The organism is Pseudorhizobium halotolerans (assembly GCF_902153235.2).
Lineage (GTDB): Bacteria > Pseudomonadota > Alphaproteobacteria > Rhizobiales > Rhizobiaceae > Neorhizobium > Neorhizobium flavum.
In genome coordinates this window covers 484,154-503,510 of record NZ_CABFWE030000001.1, presented here as the reverse complement: position 1 = coordinate 503,510, position 19,357 = coordinate 484,154, and the positions used below count along the sequence as shown (strand labels likewise).

Annotated in this window: 21 protein-coding genes and 1 pseudogene; 4 read left to right on the top strand and 18 right to left on the bottom strand. The window is 61.4% G+C overall.

The genetic code is table 11. From position 1 onward, the window contains the following. Positions 1-5: 5 nt before the first annotated feature. Positions 6-326 (top strand): thioredoxin, encoded by a 321-nt coding sequence (gene trxA, locus FN060_RS02365; protein ID WP_052640853.1) that lies wholly within the window; start codon positions 6-8, stop codon positions 324-326. 54 nt (positions 327-380) lie between these two features. Here the strand turns inward: trxA and FN060_RS02360 are convergent, their stop codons facing one another. The 9 genes from FN060_RS02360 to FN060_RS02320 form a co-directional block, all read right to left on the bottom strand. Next, complete coding sequence (locus tag FN060_RS02360; protein ID WP_244665666.1) at positions 381-1,733, bottom strand: bifunctional folylpolyglutamate synthase/dihydrofolate synthase; 1,353 nt, start codon at positions 1,731-1,733, stop codon at positions 381-383. A gap of 26 nt (positions 1,734-1,759) precedes the next feature. Continuing rightward, positions 1,760-2,668: an acetyl-CoA carboxylase, carboxyltransferase subunit beta gene (gene accD / locus FN060_RS02355; protein WP_142586705.1), complete on the bottom strand. Its 909-nt coding sequence runs from the start codon at positions 2,666-2,668 to the stop codon at positions 1,760-1,762. A gap of 38 nt (positions 2,669-2,706) precedes the next feature. After that, a complete protein-coding gene (gene trpA / locus FN060_RS02350) occupies positions 2,707-3,546 on the bottom strand; it encodes a tryptophan synthase subunit alpha (protein WP_142586704.1) in 840 nt (279 codons plus the stop codon). Position 3,547: 1 nt separating this feature from the next. Then, complete coding sequence (trpB, locus tag FN060_RS02345) at positions 3,548-4,768, bottom strand: tryptophan synthase subunit beta (protein ID WP_052640847.1); 1,221 nt, start codon at positions 4,766-4,768, stop codon at positions 3,548-3,550. An 11-nt stretch (positions 4,769-4,779) separates the two neighbouring features. Beyond that, a complete protein-coding gene (locus FN060_RS02340) occupies positions 4,780-5,436 on the bottom strand; it encodes a phosphoribosylanthranilate isomerase (protein ID WP_142586703.1) in 657 nt (218 codons plus the stop codon). Positions 5,437-5,518: 82 nt separating this feature from the next. Further along, positions 5,519-6,283 (bottom strand): M48 family metallopeptidase, encoded by a 765-nt coding sequence (locus FN060_RS02335; RefSeq protein ID WP_077548750.1) that lies wholly within the window; start codon positions 6,281-6,283, stop codon positions 5,519-5,521. Between the two features lie 84 nt (positions 6,284-6,367). Then, positions 6,368-6,790: a DUF2852 domain-containing protein gene (locus FN060_RS02330; RefSeq protein ID WP_077548997.1), complete on the bottom strand. Its 423-nt coding sequence runs from the start codon at positions 6,788-6,790 to the stop codon at positions 6,368-6,370. A gap of 130 nt (positions 6,791-6,920) precedes the next feature. After that, the gene (locus tag FN060_RS02325) at positions 6,921-8,204 is read right to left on the bottom strand and encodes a polyhydroxyalkanoate depolymerase (RefSeq protein ID WP_077548751.1); all 1,284 of its coding nucleotides are present in this window, start codon (positions 8,202-8,204) and stop codon (positions 6,921-6,923) included. A gap of 199 nt (positions 8,205-8,403) precedes the next feature. After that, positions 8,404-9,246, bottom strand: a complete 843-nt coding sequence (locus tag FN060_RS02320; RefSeq protein WP_142586702.1) for a fumarylacetoacetate hydrolase family protein — start codon at positions 9,244-9,246, stop codon at positions 8,404-8,406. 141 nt (positions 9,247-9,387) lie between these two features. Between FN060_RS02320 and FN060_RS02315 the strand changes: the two genes are divergently transcribed. Next, on the top strand, positions 9,388-9,987 hold the full coding sequence (locus FN060_RS02315) for a nitroreductase family protein (protein ID WP_142586701.1): 600 nt from the start codon (positions 9,388-9,390) through the stop codon (positions 9,985-9,987). Between the two features lie 48 nt (positions 9,988-10,035). Here the strand turns inward: FN060_RS02315 and gyrB are convergent. The 5 genes and pseudogenes from gyrB to FN060_RS02290 all read right to left on the bottom strand — a co-directional run bounded on the left by gyrB (position 10,036) and on the right by FN060_RS02290 (position 15,356). Further along, a pseudogene (gyrB, locus tag FN060_RS02310) lies at positions 10,036-12,470 on the bottom strand (DNA topoisomerase (ATP-hydrolyzing) subunit B). 141 nt (positions 12,471-12,611) lie between these two features. Beyond that, a complete protein-coding gene (locus tag FN060_RS02305) occupies positions 12,612-12,977 on the bottom strand; it encodes a helix-turn-helix domain-containing protein (protein ID WP_142586700.1) in 366 nt (121 codons plus the stop codon). Next, positions 12,974-13,546 (bottom strand): Smr/MutS family protein, encoded by a 573-nt coding sequence (locus FN060_RS02300; RefSeq protein WP_142586699.1) that lies wholly within the window; start codon positions 13,544-13,546, stop codon positions 12,974-12,976. The genes FN060_RS02305 and FN060_RS02300 overlap by 4 nt, the downstream gene beginning before the upstream one ends. Continuing rightward, a complete protein-coding gene (gene mltA / locus FN060_RS02295) occupies positions 13,543-14,664 on the bottom strand; it encodes a murein transglycosylase A (protein WP_142586698.1) in 1,122 nt (373 codons plus the stop codon). The genes FN060_RS02300 and mltA overlap by 4 nt, the downstream gene beginning before the upstream one ends. Continuing rightward, positions 14,661-15,356, bottom strand: a complete 696-nt coding sequence (locus FN060_RS02290) for a Tim44/TimA family putative adaptor protein (RefSeq protein ID WP_142586766.1) — start codon at positions 15,354-15,356, stop codon at positions 14,661-14,663. The genes mltA and FN060_RS02290 overlap by 4 nt, the downstream gene beginning before the upstream one ends. A gap of 110 nt (positions 15,357-15,466) precedes the next feature. Here FN060_RS02290 and FN060_RS02285 point away from each other — a divergent pair, with 110 nt between their 5' ends. Beyond that, complete coding sequence (locus FN060_RS02285; protein WP_142586697.1) at positions 15,467-15,976, top strand: FxsA family protein; 510 nt, start codon at positions 15,467-15,469, stop codon at positions 15,974-15,976. An 88-nt stretch (positions 15,977-16,064) separates the two neighbouring features. Further along, positions 16,065-16,544, top strand: coding sequence for a protein-export chaperone SecB (gene secB / locus FN060_RS02280; RefSeq protein WP_142586696.1), 480 nt, complete (start codon positions 16,065-16,067; stop codon positions 16,542-16,544). Positions 16,545-16,563: 19 nt separating this feature from the next. On the opposite strand, the gene dnaQ is transcribed toward secB, so the two are convergent. The 4 genes from dnaQ to FN060_RS02260 are packed head-to-tail and all read right to left on the bottom strand — an operon-like array spanning position 16,564 to position 19,336. Further along, positions 16,564-17,292, bottom strand: coding sequence for a DNA polymerase III subunit epsilon (dnaQ, locus tag FN060_RS02275; RefSeq protein ID WP_142586695.1), 729 nt, complete (start codon positions 17,290-17,292; stop codon positions 16,564-16,566). Further along, complete coding sequence (coaE, locus tag FN060_RS02270) at positions 17,285-17,893, bottom strand: dephospho-CoA kinase (RefSeq protein WP_142586694.1); 609 nt, start codon at positions 17,891-17,893, stop codon at positions 17,285-17,287. The genes dnaQ and coaE overlap by 8 nt, the downstream gene beginning before the upstream one ends. Next, positions 17,890-18,747 (bottom strand): shikimate dehydrogenase, encoded by an 858-nt coding sequence (locus FN060_RS02265; protein WP_142586693.1) that lies wholly within the window; start codon positions 18,745-18,747, stop codon positions 17,890-17,892. The genes coaE and FN060_RS02265 overlap by 4 nt, the downstream gene beginning before the upstream one ends. After that, positions 18,740-19,336 carry a Maf-like protein gene (locus FN060_RS02260; RefSeq protein ID WP_142586692.1) on the bottom strand — a complete coding sequence of 199 codons (597 nt, stop codon included), beginning with the start codon at positions 19,334-19,336 and terminating at the stop codon, positions 18,740-18,742. The genes FN060_RS02265 and FN060_RS02260 overlap by 8 nt, the downstream gene beginning before the upstream one ends. Positions 19,337-19,357 lie beyond the last annotated feature (21 nt).

Genomic DNA, 19,357 nt, shown 5'->3' with positions numbered 1-19,357 from the left:
GCCCTATGGCGACCGTGAAAGTCGACAACAGCAATTTCCAGGCCGAGGTTCTGGACTCGACCCAACCCGTGGTGGTGGACTTTTGGGCAGAGTGGTGCGGCCCGTGCAAGATGATCGGTCCGAGCCTTGAGGAAATCTCTAACGAGATGGCCGGCAAGGTGAAAGTCGCCAAGCTCAACATCGACGAGAACCCGGAGCTTGCCGCGAAATTCGGCGTCCGCTCCATCCCGACCCTCGCCATGTTCAAGGGTGGCGAAGTGGCTGACATCAAGGTTGGCGCCGCTCCAAAGACTGCTCTCTCCGCCTGGATCTCCGGCGCCGCTTGAGGCAGGGAAATCGGTTCAAAATGAAGAAAGCCCGGCCGTCTCGCCGGGCTTTCTTCATTTTGGCGGAGTGCCGTTGTCGGCAAGGACATTGCCGACCAGATAGAGCGAGCCACCGATTAGGATTCGTGGCGGTACCGCCTCCGGCAGCTGGCGGCGCACGATTTCTGCCAATGCCTCTGCTACCGATCCGGCAGGCTCTGCCACCAATCCCGCATCAAAGGCAGATTCAGCGAGCGCCACCGGATCGAGGCCGGCATCGGAGCCACGGATCGGAACGGTGAAGACATGCTCGGCAATATCGGCGAAGGCACGGAAATAGCCGACGGGATCCTTGGTGTTGATCATGCCGGTGACGAGATAGAGGGGGCGCGCCCGCCGCTCCTCGAGTCCTGCCATCGCCTCGGCGATGACCTCGCCGGCACCGGGGTTATGGCCACCATCAACCCAGATTTCCGCATCCTTCGGCGCCAGTTCCAGGAGCCGGCCCTCTGTGAGCCTTTGCAGGCGGCCCGGCCACTCGACGGTTGCCATGGCCTTCTCGATCATCGCATCCGTGAGTACAAAACCCGCTGCCTTCACCGCGCGAATGGCGGCGGCTGCATTGGCGATCTGATGACGCCCCGGAAGCCGCGGCAGCGGCAGGTCGGCGAGACCAAACTCATCCTGGTAGATCAGGCGACCGAACTCTTCGTGGGCTGAGAAGTCCTGCCCGTAGACAGCCATGGGACAGGAAAGCCGTTCGGCGCTCTCGACCAGCACGTCCAGCGCCGGGCTGTATTCCTGTTTGCCGATCACGACCGGACAGCCGCGCTTCATGATGCCGGCCTTCTCCGCAGCGATGAGTTCGACCCGGTCTCCCAGATAGGGTTGATGATCGAGAGAGATGGGCATGATCACCGAAACCGCCGGTCTCTCGACGAGGTTGGTGGCGTCGAAGCGACCGCCGAGACCAACTTCGAGAATGACGGCATCGGCCGGTTGCTCGGAGAAGAGCAGGAAGGTCACCGCGGTCAGAATCTCAAAAACGGTGATGGTCTGGCCGGCATTGGCGGCCGCCACCCGCTGCAGGGCTTCGGCAAACATCTCGTCTTCCACGATTTGCGACCGGCCGCCCTTGACGCCGATTCGATAGCGCTCATGCCAGTTGACGAGGTGCGGAGAGGTGTGGACATGGACGGCAAGACCAGCCGCCTCCAGGAGGGCGGAGCAGAAGGCCGTTGCAGAGCCCTTGCCGTTCGTACCGGCGATATGGATCACCGGCGGCAGCTTGCGGTGGGGGTTTTCCAGCACCTCCAGAAGCCGCCTGATCCTGTCCAGCGACAGGTCGAAACCCTTCGGGTGAAGGGTCATCAGCTTCTCGATCTCTTGCTCGGCCGCGCTGACGGCGGGAATATTCATTGCACTCATCCCGCCGATCCAGCGTCTCTATCGACTCAGGCGCTCGCTGCCACGGGGGCAAGCACCAGGACTTCAGCCGAATCATCGTTGGCTGCGGGCGCCTTCATCAGGATCTTCAGAAGCGTGGCAAGCGTATCCGGCAGATCATGGCGGTTGACGACCATGTCTACCATGCCGTGCTCCAGCAGGTATTCCGCCGTCTGGAAGCCCTCCGGCAGCTTTTCGCGGAGCGTCTGCTCGATGACGCGCTTGCCGGCAAAGCCGATTTCGGCACCCGGCTCGGCAATATGGATGTCGCCAAGCATGGCGTAGGATGCAGTGACGCCACCGGTGGTGGGGTTGGTCAGCACGACTATGTAAGGCAGGCCGGCTTCCTTCAGCATGTCGACCGCGACTGTGGTCCGCGGCAGCTGCATCAGCGACAGGATGCCTTCCTGCATGCGGGCGCCGCCGGAGGCCGGGAAGATCACTAGAGGGCATTTTTCAGCGACTGCACGCTCGCACGCCTTCACAATCGCCTCGCCCGCTGCCATGCCGAGCGAACCGCCGATGAAGTTGAACTCGTGAACCACCGCGACGAGCTTCACGCCGCGCACCTGGCCGAGGCCGGCGAGGATCGTGTCCTCCTGCTCGGTCTTCAGGCGGCTGTCCTTCAGACGGTCGATGTACTTCTTTGAGTCGCGGAACTTCAGCGGATCCTGGGCAACCTTGGGCTGGGGAAGCGATTCGAAGACGCCGCCATCGAAGAGATCCGTCAGGCGCGCCTTGGCCGGCATCTTCATGTGATAGCCGGAAGCGGGGATCACCCACTTGTTCTCTTCCAGGTCCTTGTGGAAGACCATCTCACCCGTTTCCGGGCACTTGATCCAGAGGTTGTCCGGAACCTCACGGCGGCCAAGCATGGAATTGATCCGCGGCCGGACGTAGTTGGTGATCCAGTTCACGTGGGTTACTCCTGATAAACTGCGCCCTATGTGGGAAACTATTCGGCGGCTACAAGTCGCGCTGACCGCACGCCGGTTGCCAAGCCTCGAACGAAAGTCGTGACCGATTCCACCGTGTCGGCACTGGCCCGGCCATCCTTGTCGAGCGACGTGGCGACCTGGTTGACGATCGCCGTACCGACCACGACGCCATCCGCCGAGGCACCGATCAGCCGCGCATGCTCGGCTGTCTTTACGCCGAATCCGACGCAGACCGGCAGGTCGGTCGACTTCTTGATGCGCTGGACGGCACCTGCAATCTTTGACGGATCAGGCAGGGCAGAGCCGGTAATCCCGGTCATCGAGACATAGTAGACGAAGCCGGAGGTGTTGGTCAGCACCTTGGGAAGGCGCCGGTCGTCGGTGGTCGGTGTCGTCAGGCGAATGAAGTTGATGTCCTTCTTGCGCGCCGGGATGCAGAGCTCGTCGTCCATCTCGGCCGGCAGGTCGACGACGATCAAGCCGTCAACACCCGCCGCCAGCGCGTCCTCCAGAAAGCGGTCGACACCGTAGATGTAGATGGGATTGTAGTAGCCCATGATGACGATCGGCGTCGTATTGTCGTCTTTGCGGAAATCGCGGGCCATCTGCAGCGTTTTCTTCAGCGAATGGCCATTCTTCAGCGCCCGCTGGCCGGCCAGCTGGATCGCCGGGCCATCGGCCATCGGATCGGAGAATGGCGCGCCGAGTTCGATCACGTCGGCGCCGGCCGCCGGCAGCGCCTTCATGATCGCGAGCGACGTATCATAGTCCGGATCGCCGCCCATGAAATAGGTGACGAGCGCCGGGCGGCCCTCGGCCTTCAGGTCAGCGAATTTCTTGTCCATGCGTGCGGTCATGTCAGAGGCCCATTCCGAGAATCTTGCCGACGGTGAAGATGTCCTTGTCGCCCCGGCCGCAGAGGTTCATCACAATGATCTGGTCCTTGTCCATCTTCGGCGCGCGCTTGATGACTTCCGCGAGCGCATGGCTCGGCTCCAGTGCCGGGATGATGCCTTCGGTGCGGGTCAGCATCTGAAAGGCGGCAAGCGCCTCGTCATCCATGATCGGGACGTATTCGACGCGGCCCATATCCTTCAACCAGGAATGCTCGGGGCCGATGCCCGGATAATCGAGGCCGGCCGAGATGGAGTGGCCCTCCTTGATCTGCCCATCACCGTCCTGCAGTAGATAGGTGCGGTTGCCGTGCAGGACGCCCGGCGAGCCGGCTGTCAGCGAGGCACAGTGCTCCTCGCCATCCAGACCCTTGCCGCCTGCTTCGACACCGACGATCTTGACGGACTCATCATCGAGAAACGGATGGAAGAGACCAATGGCGTTGGAGCCACCACCAACGGCCGCCACCAGCATGTCCGGCAGGCGGCCTTCCGCCGCCATCATTTGTTCGCGGGTTTCCTTGCCGATCACCGACTGGAATTCGCGAACCAGTTCCGGATACGGATGCGGGCCTGCAGCCGTGCCGATCAGGTAATAGGTGTCGTCGACATTGGTGACCCAGTCGCGCAGGGCCTCGTTCATCGCATCCTTCAGCGTGCCGTGGCCGGCCGTAACCGGCCTGACTTCGGCGCCCAGAAGCTTCATGCGAAACACGTTCGGTGCCTGACGCTCGACGTCGGTGGCACCCATGTAGACCACGCAGGGCAGGCCGAATCTGGCGGCGACGGTGGCCGAGGCGACCCCGTGCTGGCCGGCGCCGGTTTCCGCGATGATGCGGGTCTTGCCCATGCGGCGCGCGAGCAGGATCTGGCCGAGGCAGTTGTTGATCTTGTGAGACCCGGTGTGGTTCAATTCGTCGCGCTTGAAGTAGATCTTGGCGCCGCCGAGTTCGGCCGTCAGGCGCTCCGCAAAATAGAGCGGGCTCGGACGACCCGTATAGTGTGTGTTGAGATGCTGGAGCTCTGCCTGGAATTCCGGATCGGTCTTCGCCTTTTCCCATTCGGCTTGCAGGTCGAGGATCAGAGGCATGAGGGTCTCGGCGACGAACCGGCCGCCAAAGATGCCGAAGCGGCCATCCTCATCGGGCCCGGAGCGGAAGGAATTGGGTTTCGGCGTCTGATTCACTCTCTACTCCCTCAGGCTCCGACGGAGCGGGCCTCTGCGATAGCGTCAAAGAAGGCGTCGATCATGACGATGTCCTTGATGCCCGGCGCGCTTTCGACGCCGGAGGACACATCAATTCCGCGGGCCCGGGTGGAGGCGAGCGCAAAACCGACATTGTCTTTGTTCAGGCCCCCGGAAAGCATGTAATCGACGCTTGCGTCAAGCGAGGCCATGATGTTCCAGTCGAATGACACGCCGTTGCCACCGGGCAGTTCTGACCCGGCGGGGGCCTTTGCATCGAACAGGAACCGGTCGGCGACACCGACATAGGGGTCGATGCGCTCGAGGTCGGAGGCTTCGCGAACAGAGAAGGCCTTCATTACAGGTATCCCGTACAGCGCCTTGACCTGAAGGATGCGCTCCGGCGTCTCATGGCCGTGCATTTGGAGGACGTCCGGTTTCAGCAGGTGGACGATGTCGTCCAGCTCCTCGTCGCTTGCATCCACCGTAACCGCGACGATCTTTACCCGGCCGCGCACCGGCTCGGCCAGTTCGGCAGCGATCTCGGGATCGACATGGCGGGGGCTCTTGGGGAAGAAGATAAAACCGATATGGGTCGCACCGCGTGCGAGCGCCCGGTCGACGGCCTCTGACGTCTTCAACCCGCAAATCTTGATGTCCGGCTTCATGCCCTGCGAGTTCGCATGAAATCATGGCGGAGTCGAGATAAAAGCGCTTCTCCGTTGCTCGTCGATGTTCGACGCTCGCAGATCAGCCGAAATCGATTGCGTGGAGTTGCGAGCCGTGGCGCTTCAGCCAGGCCTTGGCCTCGTCAGTGCGCGGGCAGAGACGACGGCAAAGCGCCCAGAACTCCGGCCCATGGTTCATCTGGTCCAGATGAGCGACCTCGTGGGCAGCGAGGTAATCGATGACAAAAGGTGGTGCCATGACGATGCGCCAGGAGAAGCTCAGATTGCCGTCCCATGAACAGGAGCCCCAGCGGGATCGGGTGTCCTTCATGGCGATCGACCTGACCGGCTTCCGCACGCCCTGCGCATGCAGCCGGACCGCTGCTTCGAGATCGCGACGAGCTTCCTTTTTCAGAAAGGTTGCGATGCGCCGACCGGTATGTTCCTCCATGCCGCTGATACGCAGAACCGCCCTCCCCTCACGAAGGACAGCCTCCGTCACGCCGCGCAGGCTGCCCGTGTGTTCGATATCGTGGCGCACGCCGCGCAGCATGATGCCGGAGCCCGGACGAAGATACGGCTCGGACTGCGGAAAGCGAGCGAGCCGGGTGAGGAGCCAGCCCTGATGGCGATCAAGGAAATCGTCGATCTCGGACCGACGCAGGCCGACGGGAACTGTCAGGCTGAGCCCACGCGCGCCCGGCTCGATCCGAAGGGTGATACGGGTCGAGCGCGGATGTTCCCGGATTGTGAGCGGCATGGCGCGGCTGCCGACCTCAAGCGTTCGCGTCTCCGGAGCCAAGGGCTTGCGGCGCGGACGGACCGGTTTCTTGAGGAGCGCGAACATAGGATTTATCTAGCCGATTCGCGGAAACGCAGAGACAGAAAAACCGGCGCCTGACGGCGCCGGTCCGATGTTTCACGTGAATCCTCAGAGATCTACAACGTCGCCCTGGCCGGTGGAGCGGTTCTTGCGCTCGCGCATGAAGCGGTCGAACTCCTCCTGATCCTTGGCACGGCGCAATTCGCGCATATAGCTGTCGAACTCCTCCCGCATCTCGTCGAGCTTGCGGCGCTCTTCCTCGATGCGATCAAGTTCGGCCTTGCGCCAATCGTCGAAGGCAACATTTCCCGTGGAGAAATGCGTGTTGTAGCGCGACTTGGCCCGGCGGCAGCCGGCAAACATGCCATCTGCCTTGCGGTTGGCATCGCGCTTGAAGCCCTGGAGCCGTTCGCCGAAGAGGATATAGGCGAGCATGGCAAGGCCGAGCGGCCAGAAGACGACGAAGCCCAGCACCATCAATGCGATGGTGGCCGGCGTCCAATCCGGACGGATCAATGCTGACTGGTTCATCGATGACATACCCTTCGTTTCCGCGGGCAGCCACATGCCAGCCCGTCGGAATCGATTTGGGGAGTCGGCCGGGCCGCTTCAAGAAGAACCTATCCGGTTTTCAAGAACCACCTGAATTAGCGGCGGGAATTCATCCCGCCTTGCCACCCTTGATGACGCGCTTCACCGGGTTGGGGCGCTCATCACCACGGGCGTGGCGTGCAGTGAACTCCAGAATCCGCGGGGCAATCTCGCGACGGAAGCGCGAGCCGTTGAAGACGCCGTAGTGGCCGACGTCGGGCTGCATGTAATGCATCCGCATATGATCGGGGATGTTCGGCGAGATCTTATGCGCAGCCTGGGTCTGGCCGAGGCCGGAGATATCGTCGTTTTCCCCTTCCACCGTCAACAGCGCGACATTGCGGATCGCCTTCGTGTCGACGAGGCGGTCGCGATGCATCATCTTGCCTTCAGGCAGGGCGTGTTTGATGAAGACCGTGTCGACCGTCTGCAGATAGAATTCCTCGGTGAGGTCCATGACCGCCAGGTACTCGTCGTAGAAATCGCGGTGTCTCTCGGCCGAGTCACCATCGTTCTTGATCAGATGCTCGTAGAATTCCTTGTGTGCCGTAATATGGCGGTCGAGGTTCATGTACATGAAGCCCGAAAGCTGCAGGAAGCCCGGATAGACCGGACGCATGAACCCCGCATGCGGCCACGGGACGTTCATGATGACATTGTCGCGGAACCATTCGAGCGGCTTCTCCTGGGCCAGTTGGTTCACCGCCGTCGGGTTCTTGCGCGTGTCGATCGGTCCGCCCATGAGAATCATGGAGGCTGGCGCCAGCGGATCCTTAGCCGACTCCATCAGAGCAACCGCAGCCAGGACGGGGACAGATGGCTGACAAACGCCGATCACATGCGTATTCGGGCCGATGTGATGGACCATCTCGATCAGGTAATCGATGTAGTCATCAAGGTCGAAGCGACCGTCCGTCACCGGCACCACACGCGCATCGATCCAGTCCGTGATATAGATCTCGGCGTTGGGGAGCAGCGTCTCAACCGTGCCGCGCAGCAATGTCGCGTAGTGGCCCGACATCGGGGCCACGAGAAGGAGCTTCTGGTCAGGTGCACGACCGGCTGGGAGGTCCCGGCGGAAATGGATCAGGTTGCAGAACGGCTTAGACCAGACAATGTCCTCGGTGACGCGGACAGTAGTCCCATCAATGACAGTGGTCGGCAGACCAAATTCCGGCTTGCCGTAGCGGCGCGTCACCCGCTCGAAAAGCTCGAGGCCAGCCGCCATGCTCCGCCCCATGGCCGTATAGGAGAGCGGATTGAGCGGGTTGGTGTGGAACAGCCTCATGGCGTCGGCAGCGGCACGGAAAGGTGCGACCGCCGCGTGGTTCATCTCGTAAAACTGGTAGATCATCGATGCGCCGCCTTTCGTGGCTACCGGCACCGGCGGTCGGAGCCGACCGGCTGCTTCGGGAGCAATGGGAGAGGCTACCATGTTTGGATTGCAGTGCAACATCAGGCGGGACCATTCATTAACCAATTAAGATGCCAGGCGCGAAGGCCTGGCATCAAGAATGGCATGAAGCGCCTTAAGGTTCCGTCCGTTCGGCTGGTTAACGATCTGCCACGAAGGTCTGGCGCTGCGTACCCAGCCCCTCGATCCCAAGTTCGACGACGTCGCCGGCCTTCAGGTAGCGCGGCGGCTTCATGCCCATGCCCACGCCCGGCGGCGTGCCGGTGGAGATGACATCACCGGGCTGCAGTGACATGAACTGGCTGAGATAGGAGACGACAAATGCCACGCCATAGACCATGGTCTTCGACGAGCCGTTCTGCATGGTCTCGCCGTTGACCTTCAGCCACATGCCGAGGTTCTGCGGGTCAGCGATCTCGTCCCTCGTGACCAGCCACGGGCCGATCGGACCAAAGGTGTCGCAGGACTTGCCCTTGGTCCACTGACCAGCGCGCTCCGTCTGGAAGCCGCGCTCCGATACATCGTGCGAGACGCAGTAGCCGGCCACATACTCCATGGCCTCGGCTTCGCTGACATATTTGGCGGTCTTGCCGATGACGACGCCGAGCTCCACTTCCCAATCGGTCTTCTCCGAGCCGCGGGGGATGATGACATCATCATTGGGGCCGCAGATGGCGGAGGTGGCCTTCATGAAGATGACGGGCTCCGGCGGCACGGCGGCGCCTGTCTCGGCAGCGTGGTCGGAGAAATTCAGGCCGATGCAGATGAACTTGCCGGTGCCGGCAACGCACGCGCCGATACGGTCAACCTGCAACTCGGGCAGGTTCTGCAGGTCGAGAGCTGCGATCCTGGCAAGACCCTCCGGCGAGATGGCCGCACCACTGATGTCGGCGACATGCTGCGACAGGTCCCTGACCTTGCCGGTCGCATCGAGGATTGCCGGCTTTTCCTGGCCCGGCTGACCAACACGCATGAGTTTCACGGATATGCCTCCACTTGTCTGACAACTGCCTTATGGAGGATGGCAGGCTCATTGTCATCCCCCTTGCCCACAGTCTGCGTTGTGTTGCCCGCCGCTCACCCTATGTTTCTAAGATCGTCATTTGCAGCGGAGCCGGCGCCCATGACCCAAAGCAACAACCGTCAGTCCGAACACCCGGTGGATGCCTTCTTTCTCGACCGCTGGTCACCACGCGCCTTCACCGGCGAAGCGATGAGCCGGGATGGCTTGCTGACCATTCTGGATGCAGGTCACTGGGCGCCCTCTTCCGGCAACAATCAACCCTGGCGCTTCATCTATGCCTTGCGGGAGACAGCCAGCTGGCCTGTGCTCCTGGATATCCTGTCACCGGGAAACCAGCGCTGGGCGCAGAACGCATCGGCATTGATCATCTTTGTCTCACGCACCTACCGGATTTCCAAGGATGGCGAGCGAAAGCTGGCATACACCCATTCGTTCGATACCGGTTCGGCGTGGTTCTCAATCGCGTGCCAGTCAATGAAGCTCGGCTACCACGCCCATGGGATGGAAGGCATGGACCGCGAGAAGGCAGTGCGGGTTCTCAGCATACCCGATGGCTATCGGGTGGAGGCTGCCTGCGCGATCGGGCGGCTCGCTGCGAAGGAGACGCTTCCAGACGACCTGCGTGAGCGGGAGGTCCAGAGCCAGCGCAAGCCGCTCTCGGAAGTGGCGTTCGAAGGACGCTTCGTCGGGCAAGAATAGTTTCACGTGAATCAGCGCAAGCGGCGATTCACGTGAAACAGCATCTTCTCAGATATCGAGGTTCGCAACGCTCAGCGCGTTGTCCTGAATGAACTCGCGGCGTGGCTCCACCTCATCGCCCATCAAGCGGGAGAAGAGCCCGTCGGCATCGGTTGCGTCGTTGACTTTGACCTGCAGCAGGGAGCGGACATTCGGGTCCAGCGTGGTTTCCCAGAGCTGCTCGGCGTTCATTTCGCCCAGCCCCTTGTAGCGTTGCATCGAGATGCCCTTGCGACCGGCGGCGAAGATCGCTTCGAGCAGCGCCAGCGCGCCCGACATCTCGGTCTCTTCCTCCTTGCGACGGAGGATCGGGGGCGTTGCATAGATCTCGTTGAGGCGCGGCGTCATCTGGTCGATGTGACGGGCGTCCGCCGAGCCGATCAGCGCCACATCCAGCACCGCAACTTCCTTGACGCCACGCACCATGCGCTCGAAACGAAGGCCACCCTCATCTGTTACATGGCCGCTCCAGCCACGCTCGGTCTCGTCGGCGATGACATCCAGGCGACGTGCAACCTCATCCGCGGTTTGTTGTGCGCGTTCAGGATTGTCTGTCAGATCGGGGTTCAGCGCGCCGGCGATGGCGGCCTGCTCGACCACGGCGCGACTGTAGCGCGAATGCAACCCGTCGAGGAGGTTGCGCAGTCGCATGGCGTCATGGATCACTTCGCGCAGGTCTTGGCCCGTGCGGACCTCACCGGACGCGAGCCTCAGGCTCGTATCCTCAAGGCCGCTGCTGATCAGGTATTCCTCGAACGCCTTCTGGTCCTTGAGATATTGTACCGATTTGCCGCGGGTCACTTTGTAGAGCGGCGGCTGGGCAATATAGACGTGGCCACGCTCGATCAGGTCCGGCATCTGACGGAAGAAGAAGGTGAGTAGCAGCGTACGGATATGGGCGCCGTCTACGTCGGCGTCGGTCATGATGATGATCTTGTGGTAGCGCAGCTTCTCGGCATTGAACTCGTCCTTGCCGATCGAGGTACCCAGCGCGGTGATCAGCGTGCCGATCTCCTGGCTGGAGAGCATCTTGTCGAAGCGAGCGCGCTCGACATTGAGGATCTTGCCGCGCAGCGGGAGGATCGCCTGGGTTTCGCGCGAGCGGCCCTGTTTGGCGGAGCCACCGGCGGAGTCGCCCTCGACGAGAAAAAGTTCAGATTTGGCAGGATCCTTTTCCGAGCAGTCGGCAAGCTTGCCGGGAAGCGAGGCGATGTCGAGCGCGCCCTTGCGACGCGTCAGTTCGCGAGCCTTGCGCGCAGCCTCACGGGCGACGGCCGCCTCCACTACCTTGCCCACAAGTACCTTGGCTTCTGTCGGATGCTCCTCGAACCAGGTGCCGAGTGCTTCATTGACGAGGCTCTCAACCACCGGCCGGACTTCGGACGAGACTAGCTTGTCCTTGGTCTGGGACGAGAACTTGGGATCGGGAACCTTAACGGAAACGACCGCAGTCAGGCCCTCGCGGCAATCTTCGCCGGTGAGCGAGACCTTTTCCTTCTTGGTGATGCCGGATGTGTCGGCATAGGAGGTGACCTGCCTCGTCAGGGCACCGCGGAACCCGGCCATGTGCGTGCCGCCGTCGCGCTGGGGAATGTTGTTGGTGAAGCAGAGGACATTCTCGTGGTAGCTGTCGTTCCACCAGAGAGCCACCTCCACGCTGATACCGTCCTTCTCGCCGCGGATGGCCACCGGCTTGTCGACGAGTGGCTTCTTCGAGCGGTCGAGATAGCGAACGAAGGCTTCGAGGCCACCGTCATAGACAAGCTCCTCTTCGCGAACATCGGGCTTCCGCCGATCCGTTAGCCGGATTCTGACGCCGGAGTTCAGGAAGGCAAGCTCCCTAAGACGATGTTCGAGTGTGTTGTAGTCGTACTCGGTCATCGTGAAGGTTTCGGGGCTGGCGAGGAAGGTCACCTCCGTGCCGGACCGACCCTCATAGTCTCCCACGACCTTCAGCGGCGCGTCCGCCACGCCATGTGTGAAGGAGATTCGTGCACCTTGCCGCTCCGGCGAATGCGAAGCTTGAGCCAGACGGACAGCGCGTTCACCACCGAGACGCCGACGCCGTGGAGACCGCCGGAGACCTTGTAGGAGTTCTGGTCGAACTTTCCCCCGGCATGCAACTGCGTCATGATGACTTCAGCGGCGGAGACCCCCTCACCCGTATGGATGTCGGTTGGAATGCCGCGACCATTGTCGGTGACCGTAACGGAACCGTCGGCATTGAGCGTGACCGTTACCAGATCGGCGTGCCCCGCCAGTGCCTCGTCGATCGCATTGTCCACTACCTCATAGACCATGTGATGGAGCCCGGAACCGTCGTCCGTGTCGCCGATATACATGCCAGGCCGCTTGCGAACTGCATCCAGCCCCTTCAGGACCTTGATGGAGTCTGCGCCATATTCTGCACTCGCGCCGGTTTCGTTCACGGGTGTGTCGGTCATCAAAGATCTTTCCAATTGTCCGTCAGCGGGCAGGACACTGCGAATCACCCGCGCTTCCACCCCCAGATATAGGAAGTTTGGGACGGATTCTAAAGCTCATGCCATGCCGGAAAAGCCTGAAATCAGGGGATTCCGCAACAATCAACCCTTGGGCGGAGACTGGTCCAGCAGTTTGTCCATGGCCTCTATCACATCCGACGGCAGTGCGCGAATCTCGCGCGCCAGACGGTTGGCAAAAGCGGTGTAGCGCGGCGGGAGACCTGCGGTATCCAGCACAGCCCTCGGATGCGAGGCTTCTGCCGTCATGAAGAGTTCGTCGGCTTCGTCCCAGATGATGTTGAAGTAGCCGGCAATCCGCTGCAGAAGATCGAAACTAGGCTTGCCCTTCCGGCCATGCTCCAGCGCCGAGAGATAGGCAGGCGAGACCCCGATCGCAGCGGCAAGGTCCCTCTGGGTCACGCCCCTGCGCCGGCGCAGTTCGCGAAGGGCCTGTGCGAAGGGTGTCATGGATGGCGTCTCGGGCGGCTGAGCCGGACGTAGAGGGCCCCCTCGCCACCATGGTGACGGGCCGCCCACTCGTAGGAGGAGATAAGGAAGCGAAACTCCGGCTTGGAGAACCAGAGGGGCACCGCACGTCGCAGCGCCCCTTCGCTACCGAGGGAACTGCCCTTGCCGGTGATCACCAGCACATGACGCATGCCGCGATCATGGGCGCCATAGAGGAAATCGAGGAGGAGATCATGCGCCTCGTCCTGAAACAGCCCATGGAGATCGATCCGGGCTTCGATAGGCAACCGCCCTTTCGCCAGCTTCCGATGGACAGGCTTTTCCAGTGGTTGATGGCTCGGCGGCGGCCGTGGAGCGTCCGCCGCCCGATGGTCGGTTGCCCGGGCATCCGACGGGGATTTCGCCGGTAGCGGCTGCGCCAGCGCTGCCTCCTCCGCCGCCAGCATGGCAGCAATTTCCTCCGCGAATTCCCGAGCATCCGCCTGTCGACCGGGCAAGGCGCGCGTCGACTTTGCCACCTTCCCCCAAAGTATCCGCTCTTCCGGACTGAGCCTTCGACCGCTACTCATCCAGCCATCCTCGCCGATGCGGAGCGGGGGACGAGAATATAGAAGTCCGCCTCGTTTCGCACGGTTCCAGCCAGTTCTCCTGCAACGGCACCGGAACCTGTGAAGATGTCACCTCGCGCCGGTCCGACAATAGCGCTGCCGGTATCGAGCGCCAGCATGGTCCGGGCGAAGGCCTGGCCACCGTCGAGATGGGTCAGTGACGGCGCGTGGATGAAGAATGGGTATCCGAAAGTGTGAATGAGCCGGTCGACGGCAAGCGAGCGACCTGGAAGGAGGGGCACCTTCGCAGCTGCGATCGGACCGAGCCGGTCATCCGAAACATCCGCTTCCCTGAAGAAAATGTAGGAGCGATTGTGCCACAGCACCTCGTCCGCCCGATCCGGATTTGCTTCCAGCCACGCGCGGATTGTCTGCATGGAGACCGTTGCCGCATCGATTTCACCACGCTCGATCAGCAGCTTGCCGATGGCACTGAAGGGATGGCCTGCCTTCGCCGCATAGGTTATCCGCTTGATGCTGCCATCCCGGAACTTCAAGCGTGCAGCACCCTGAACATGGGCGAAGAAGACATCGACCTTGGAGCGCGCCCACGCGATTTCCAATCCCTGTCCGCTCAGGCAGCCTTGGTCGATTGCACGCCTGTCGGCATACTCCTCAATGCCTGTGGAAGCGGACCGGCCGAACCGGTAGGAAACGTCCATGCCCGCCGGCCGGTTGGCGGCATCGAGATCGATCAAGTCCATTGGGCGACGGTAAAACGGAAACGCCCACTCGCTTGACGGGGTGTCAGAAACCTCAACCTCAGGCTCGTAGAAGGCGGTGACAAAACCCTTCGAGCCGTCGTCGCGGCAGATCCTGAACGGTTCGAAATGCTGCTCGAAGAATTGCCGAGCAGACCCGGCGTCAAGAAGATCGGCACGGAGAGCCGCTTCATAGACAGGCAGGATGTCGTCGCATGACAGCCCCAGGTCTCCTGTTCGGTAGGACTTGCCCGAGCGGATGTGGATCAGGCAGTGGCGGATACCCTCCAGCAGCAGGCCGGGATGATCCTCGCTCCACCGGGGTAGATCAGAGAAGGCAACCCGCCGAAGCGAAAAACCCGACGAGCCCTCGTTCATTGCTCGGATTCGGTCGCGACAAGCTTCCAGTTCGGATCCCGGGAGCGGACGTCGCGAGCAAAGGTCCAGATGTCTATGACTTCCGCGACAGCTTCCTGGTCACCATCAATGACTGCACCGCTCTTGTCATAGGTTGCGGAGATCAACTGGCTGACGATGCGAACCGTCACCTGCTCCTCATTCCCCCGCACGCTCGCTTGGGTGATATCGGCCTTGTCGATCCCGACAAAGGTCGACTTGACCACTTCCCCGCGCGACTCACGGTCGGAGATGGCGGCGTCGAAGCCTTCGTAAACCTCCTTGGAGAGGAGGTTCTTGAGGCTCTTCCGGTCCCCGTCAGCGAAGGCCATGACGATCATTTCGTAGGCCATACGTGCGCCGTTGAGAAACTCGCGTGGCTGGAAGGATGGGTCAGCTTCCAACAGTTGACGCAGACCGTCATTGGCCGAGGTACCGGGTTTGGCGACCGCGTCGATCTCTGCGAAACGGTCCTCGTCGGAGACCTCCCGGCGCGGCAGTGTCACGACCTTCCCGTCATCGCTCGCCGGTGCCTTGCCGGCCTCACGCGCACTGAAAGGATCAAAGGGCGGCTTCTCGTTACCCGTCCGCCGGCCCAACACACTCCGCAATTGCAGAAATATGAGGACTGCAGCGACGAGGAAAAACAGGGTTATGAAGTCGTTGGAGCCCATCTTGTCCCGCAATGCCGTTTAAATTCTTGTTGCAAGTTCTCATATAGTCCGCAAGGCCGGATCATTCAAATAGCGAAGGCGCGAGCGGACGCCGCGCAGATCGAGAGTAGATGCGAACACCCTTCATCAGCATTCTCATCCTCCTGTTGCCGCTCGCGGAAATTGCGGGCTTCGTCGTCGTAGGCCAGATGGTCGGTGTCTGGGGCACGCTCGGCCTCGTCCTGCTATCCGGCCTCGTGGGGCTTATTCTCCTGCGTCTTCAGGGTCTGCAGATGCTCCGGAGGCTTACGGAAGAAGGCCGCGGCGGGCGGGTTCCCGGGGATGCGATCGTGCAAGGCGCGATGATCGTTGTTGCTGCGGTGCTGCTGCTCATCCCCGGATTCATAACGGACATCATCGGGATCGCCCTCTTCATCCCGGCGGTCCGTCGCTTGCTCTGGTCATTCATCGGTCGTCGTTTCGTGGTAGTCGACTCTGCATCCTACACCGAGCGGCGTACCTATACCCGTCGAAGGGATCCCGCGCGGGATGAACGAGTGGTCGACCTCGACGAAGAGGATTTCCACCGCGAGCCGAAGCCAGGGTCGCCTTGGTCTGACCGTCGTCTGGGCGAGGATTAGCCTCTGGCATGGCTCCCGGGGCCAGGGTTGTAAGGCTCCGGTCTAAGTGCTAGACGCCAGCAACCGTTCAAATATCCGAGGGAAACCCATGGCAACCGAAAACGAACAGGGTACTCAGAGCCCGTCGCTCAACATTCTGGCCCAGTACACCAAAGACCTTTCCTTCGAAAACCCCGGTGCACCGCGCTCGCTTCAGTCGCGCGACAAGGCTCCCGCCATCAACATCAATGTCAACGTCAACGCCAATCCGCTGTCGGAGACGGATTTCGACGTGGTGCTGTCACTGAACGTGGAAGCCAAGGACGGGGACAAGGTGGTGTTCGCGGCCGAACTGGTCTATGGTGGTGTCTTCCGCGTTGCCGGCTTCCCGCAGGAACACATGCTGCCGGTTCTCTTCATCGAGTGCCCGCGCCTGCTTTTCCCGTTCGCTCGCCAGATTGTCGCCGACGTGACCCGCAATGGCGGTTTCCCGCCGCTGATGATCGATCCCATCGATTTCGCCCAGATGTTCGCCCAGCGCATGGCCGCCGAACGCGCGAAGTCGCAGGTCCAGCCGCTCAATAGCTAATCGCGCTGAAGTTCTTAATTCATGAAGCCCGGATTGCCATGTCCGGGCTTTCTGATTCATAGCGTGCCCAGACTGCCTTTGCGCCGAGCGAACCGACGAGGGCACGGTGCGCCGCAAGTTCGACCGCACTCACGCGCGACGGCAGCGGCCGGGGACGACCAGAGATCCCGACCACATGCTCCTCGATCTCAATGATCGTCGCCGAGGTTTCGATGCCGACGAGGCCGAGCGCCGCCTGCCGGCCCCCGGTCATCTCGATATAGACTTCCGCAAGCAGTTCTGAGTCGAGCAGTGCGCCGTGCTTGGTGCGGTGCGCGTTGTCGATTCCGTATCGACGGCAGAGCGCATCCAGCGAGTTGGGGCCCATCGGATGCTTGCGGCGTGCGAGTGCAAGCGTATCGACAACATGCTCCATGGACACCGGCGGAAGCTTCAAGCGTTCAAACTCGGCGTTGATGAAGCCCATGTCGAAGTTCGCGTTGTGGGCGATCCACTTCGCGCCTTCGAAGAATTCGAGGATCTGTTCTGCCACCTCGGCGAAACTCGGCTTGTCCTTCAGGAATTCATCGGTGATCCCATGGACGGCCAGCGCGTCCGGGTGAACCTTGCGATCACCGGGGTTGATGTAGAGATGCAGCGACCTTCCGGTCGGGAAATTGTTGATGAGTTCGATCCCGCCGATCTCGATGATACGGTCGAACTTGGTTTCCAGACCGGTCGTTTCCGTATCGAAGATGATTTCACGCACTGGCTGTCTCGCTTCTCTTTCCGGATTGCAGGGCTGCGATGACTTCGTCGACGCGCTGCCGGGCTGCTTCCAATCCCCTTCCGGTATCAATAAGGAAATCTGCTCGACGGCGCTTTTCCTGATCCGGGATCTGCCGGGACAGAATCATGTTCAATTTTTCCTCGGTCATGCCGGGTCGCGCAAGAACCCGTGCCCTTTGTATCTGTGGATCACAGGTCACGACCACGATGACATCCACTCGATCCTCACCCCCGACCTCGAAGAGCAAGGGGATGTCGAGAACGACCATCTCGGTGCCCGCTACTCGATTGGCCTCCACGAATTCGCCTTCCCGCCTGCGAACAAGAGGATGGACGATCGCCTCCAGACTACGGAACTTAGCCGGATTCTCCGCGAGTTGCCGAGCAAGCTCCTGCCTGTCGACCATACCGTTTCTGATACTCCCCGGAAAGGCGTCGCCGATCGGCGCGACGGCCTCGGACCGGTAGAGATCATGAACTACAGCGTCGGCGTCGTTGACCGGGATTCCCGCTTCCGCAAACATCCTCGCCGTGGTCGACTTTCCCATTCCGATGGAGCCCGTCAAGCCGACGACGATCATGGCTGCCTTTCCATGTCGGCGATAACCAGTGAACGCAAGGTCTCGTCGACCTGAGGCCTGATCCCAAACCACCGTTCAAAGCCAGGCACAGCCTGATGAAGCAGCATTCCCAGTCCGTCTACCGTTGCCCGGCCCTGGGCTTCGGCCTGCTTCAGGATCGGTGTCTGTAGCGGAACGTAGACGATGTCGGTGACAAGTGCTCCAGTCGACATGGCTGAAAAGTCGATCGGGGGAACATCATGTCCGTCCATGCCGAGGGACGTCGTGTTGATAAAGAGACCAGCGCCTTGAATAACTTCCGATAGCGCCGCCATAGAATGGGCATGGATGGTCGGTCCAAACCGATCTGCGAGTTCGACAGCCCGCGAGAGCGTGCGGTTGACGACGTTGATTTCGGAGATACCGCGATCGCGAAGTGCTCGAATGACAGCTCGGCTGGCGCCGCCTGCACCGAGAACGACCGCCCTGGAGACCCGGTCCCATCCGGGATGGCGCTCATCTAGGTTCGCAGCGAAGCCGTGGACATCGGTATTGGTTGCCCAGAGGTGTCCGTCCTTCATCCAGAGCGTATTGGCGGCTCCCAGTTCCTCGGCGACGGTATCGCAGTGGTCCGCCAGCGCGCTGGCTGCCTCCTTGTGGGGGATCGTGACGTTTCCGCCTGCATAGATCGAACCGCCGGATTTCAATTCTGCAACGAAAGCCGGAAAGTCTTCTGGTTTTACGGGCTCGACCCGGTAGTCGCCGTCAATGCCGAAGGTCTTCAGCCAGTGCCGATGGATAAGCGGCGAGCGTGAATGCTTCACGGGCCAGCCGGCGACGAAGGCCGTGATCCCCGTTTCACGTGAATCAGCCATCGATGGCTCCAAGTTTCCGCAGCTTTGCGAGGAGTGGCAACATGGGAAGCCCCAGGATTGTGAAGTAGTCGCCGTCGATTGCTGAAAAGAGATGAATACCCTCCCCCTCGAGTTGGTATGCCCCGACACTCGACAGGAGCTTCTCGCCGCATCGGTCGACGTAACGTTCGATGAACGCTTCGCTCAGGCGGCGAACCGTCATGTCTGCGCTCGAGACGTGCTCCCAGAGAACCACTCCGTCCTGAACCAGCGCAATACCGCTGTTGAGCCTATGGGTCTTTCCCGCAAGGGTGGCGATGTGGCTGCGGGCTTCGTCAAGGTCGGCGGGTTTATGGAAAACGCGCTCTCCGAGCGACATCGTCTGGTCGCTACCCAGGACCAGCATTCCCGGGAACTGGCGGCTGACATCGAGCGCCTTTGCCTTTGCAAGCTCCACAGCGACATGTTCCGGGCTGGCGTGTATCTCCTGCAGACGCTCTTCAATGGCCCGCTCATCAATGGCTGCCGCGTGAGCATCGAATGCAAGCCCGGCATTTTGCAGCAGCATGCGCCGAAAGGGGCTGGCCGAGGCGAGAATGAGAGACGTCATGGAAGAGGGGTCCGGGTATCG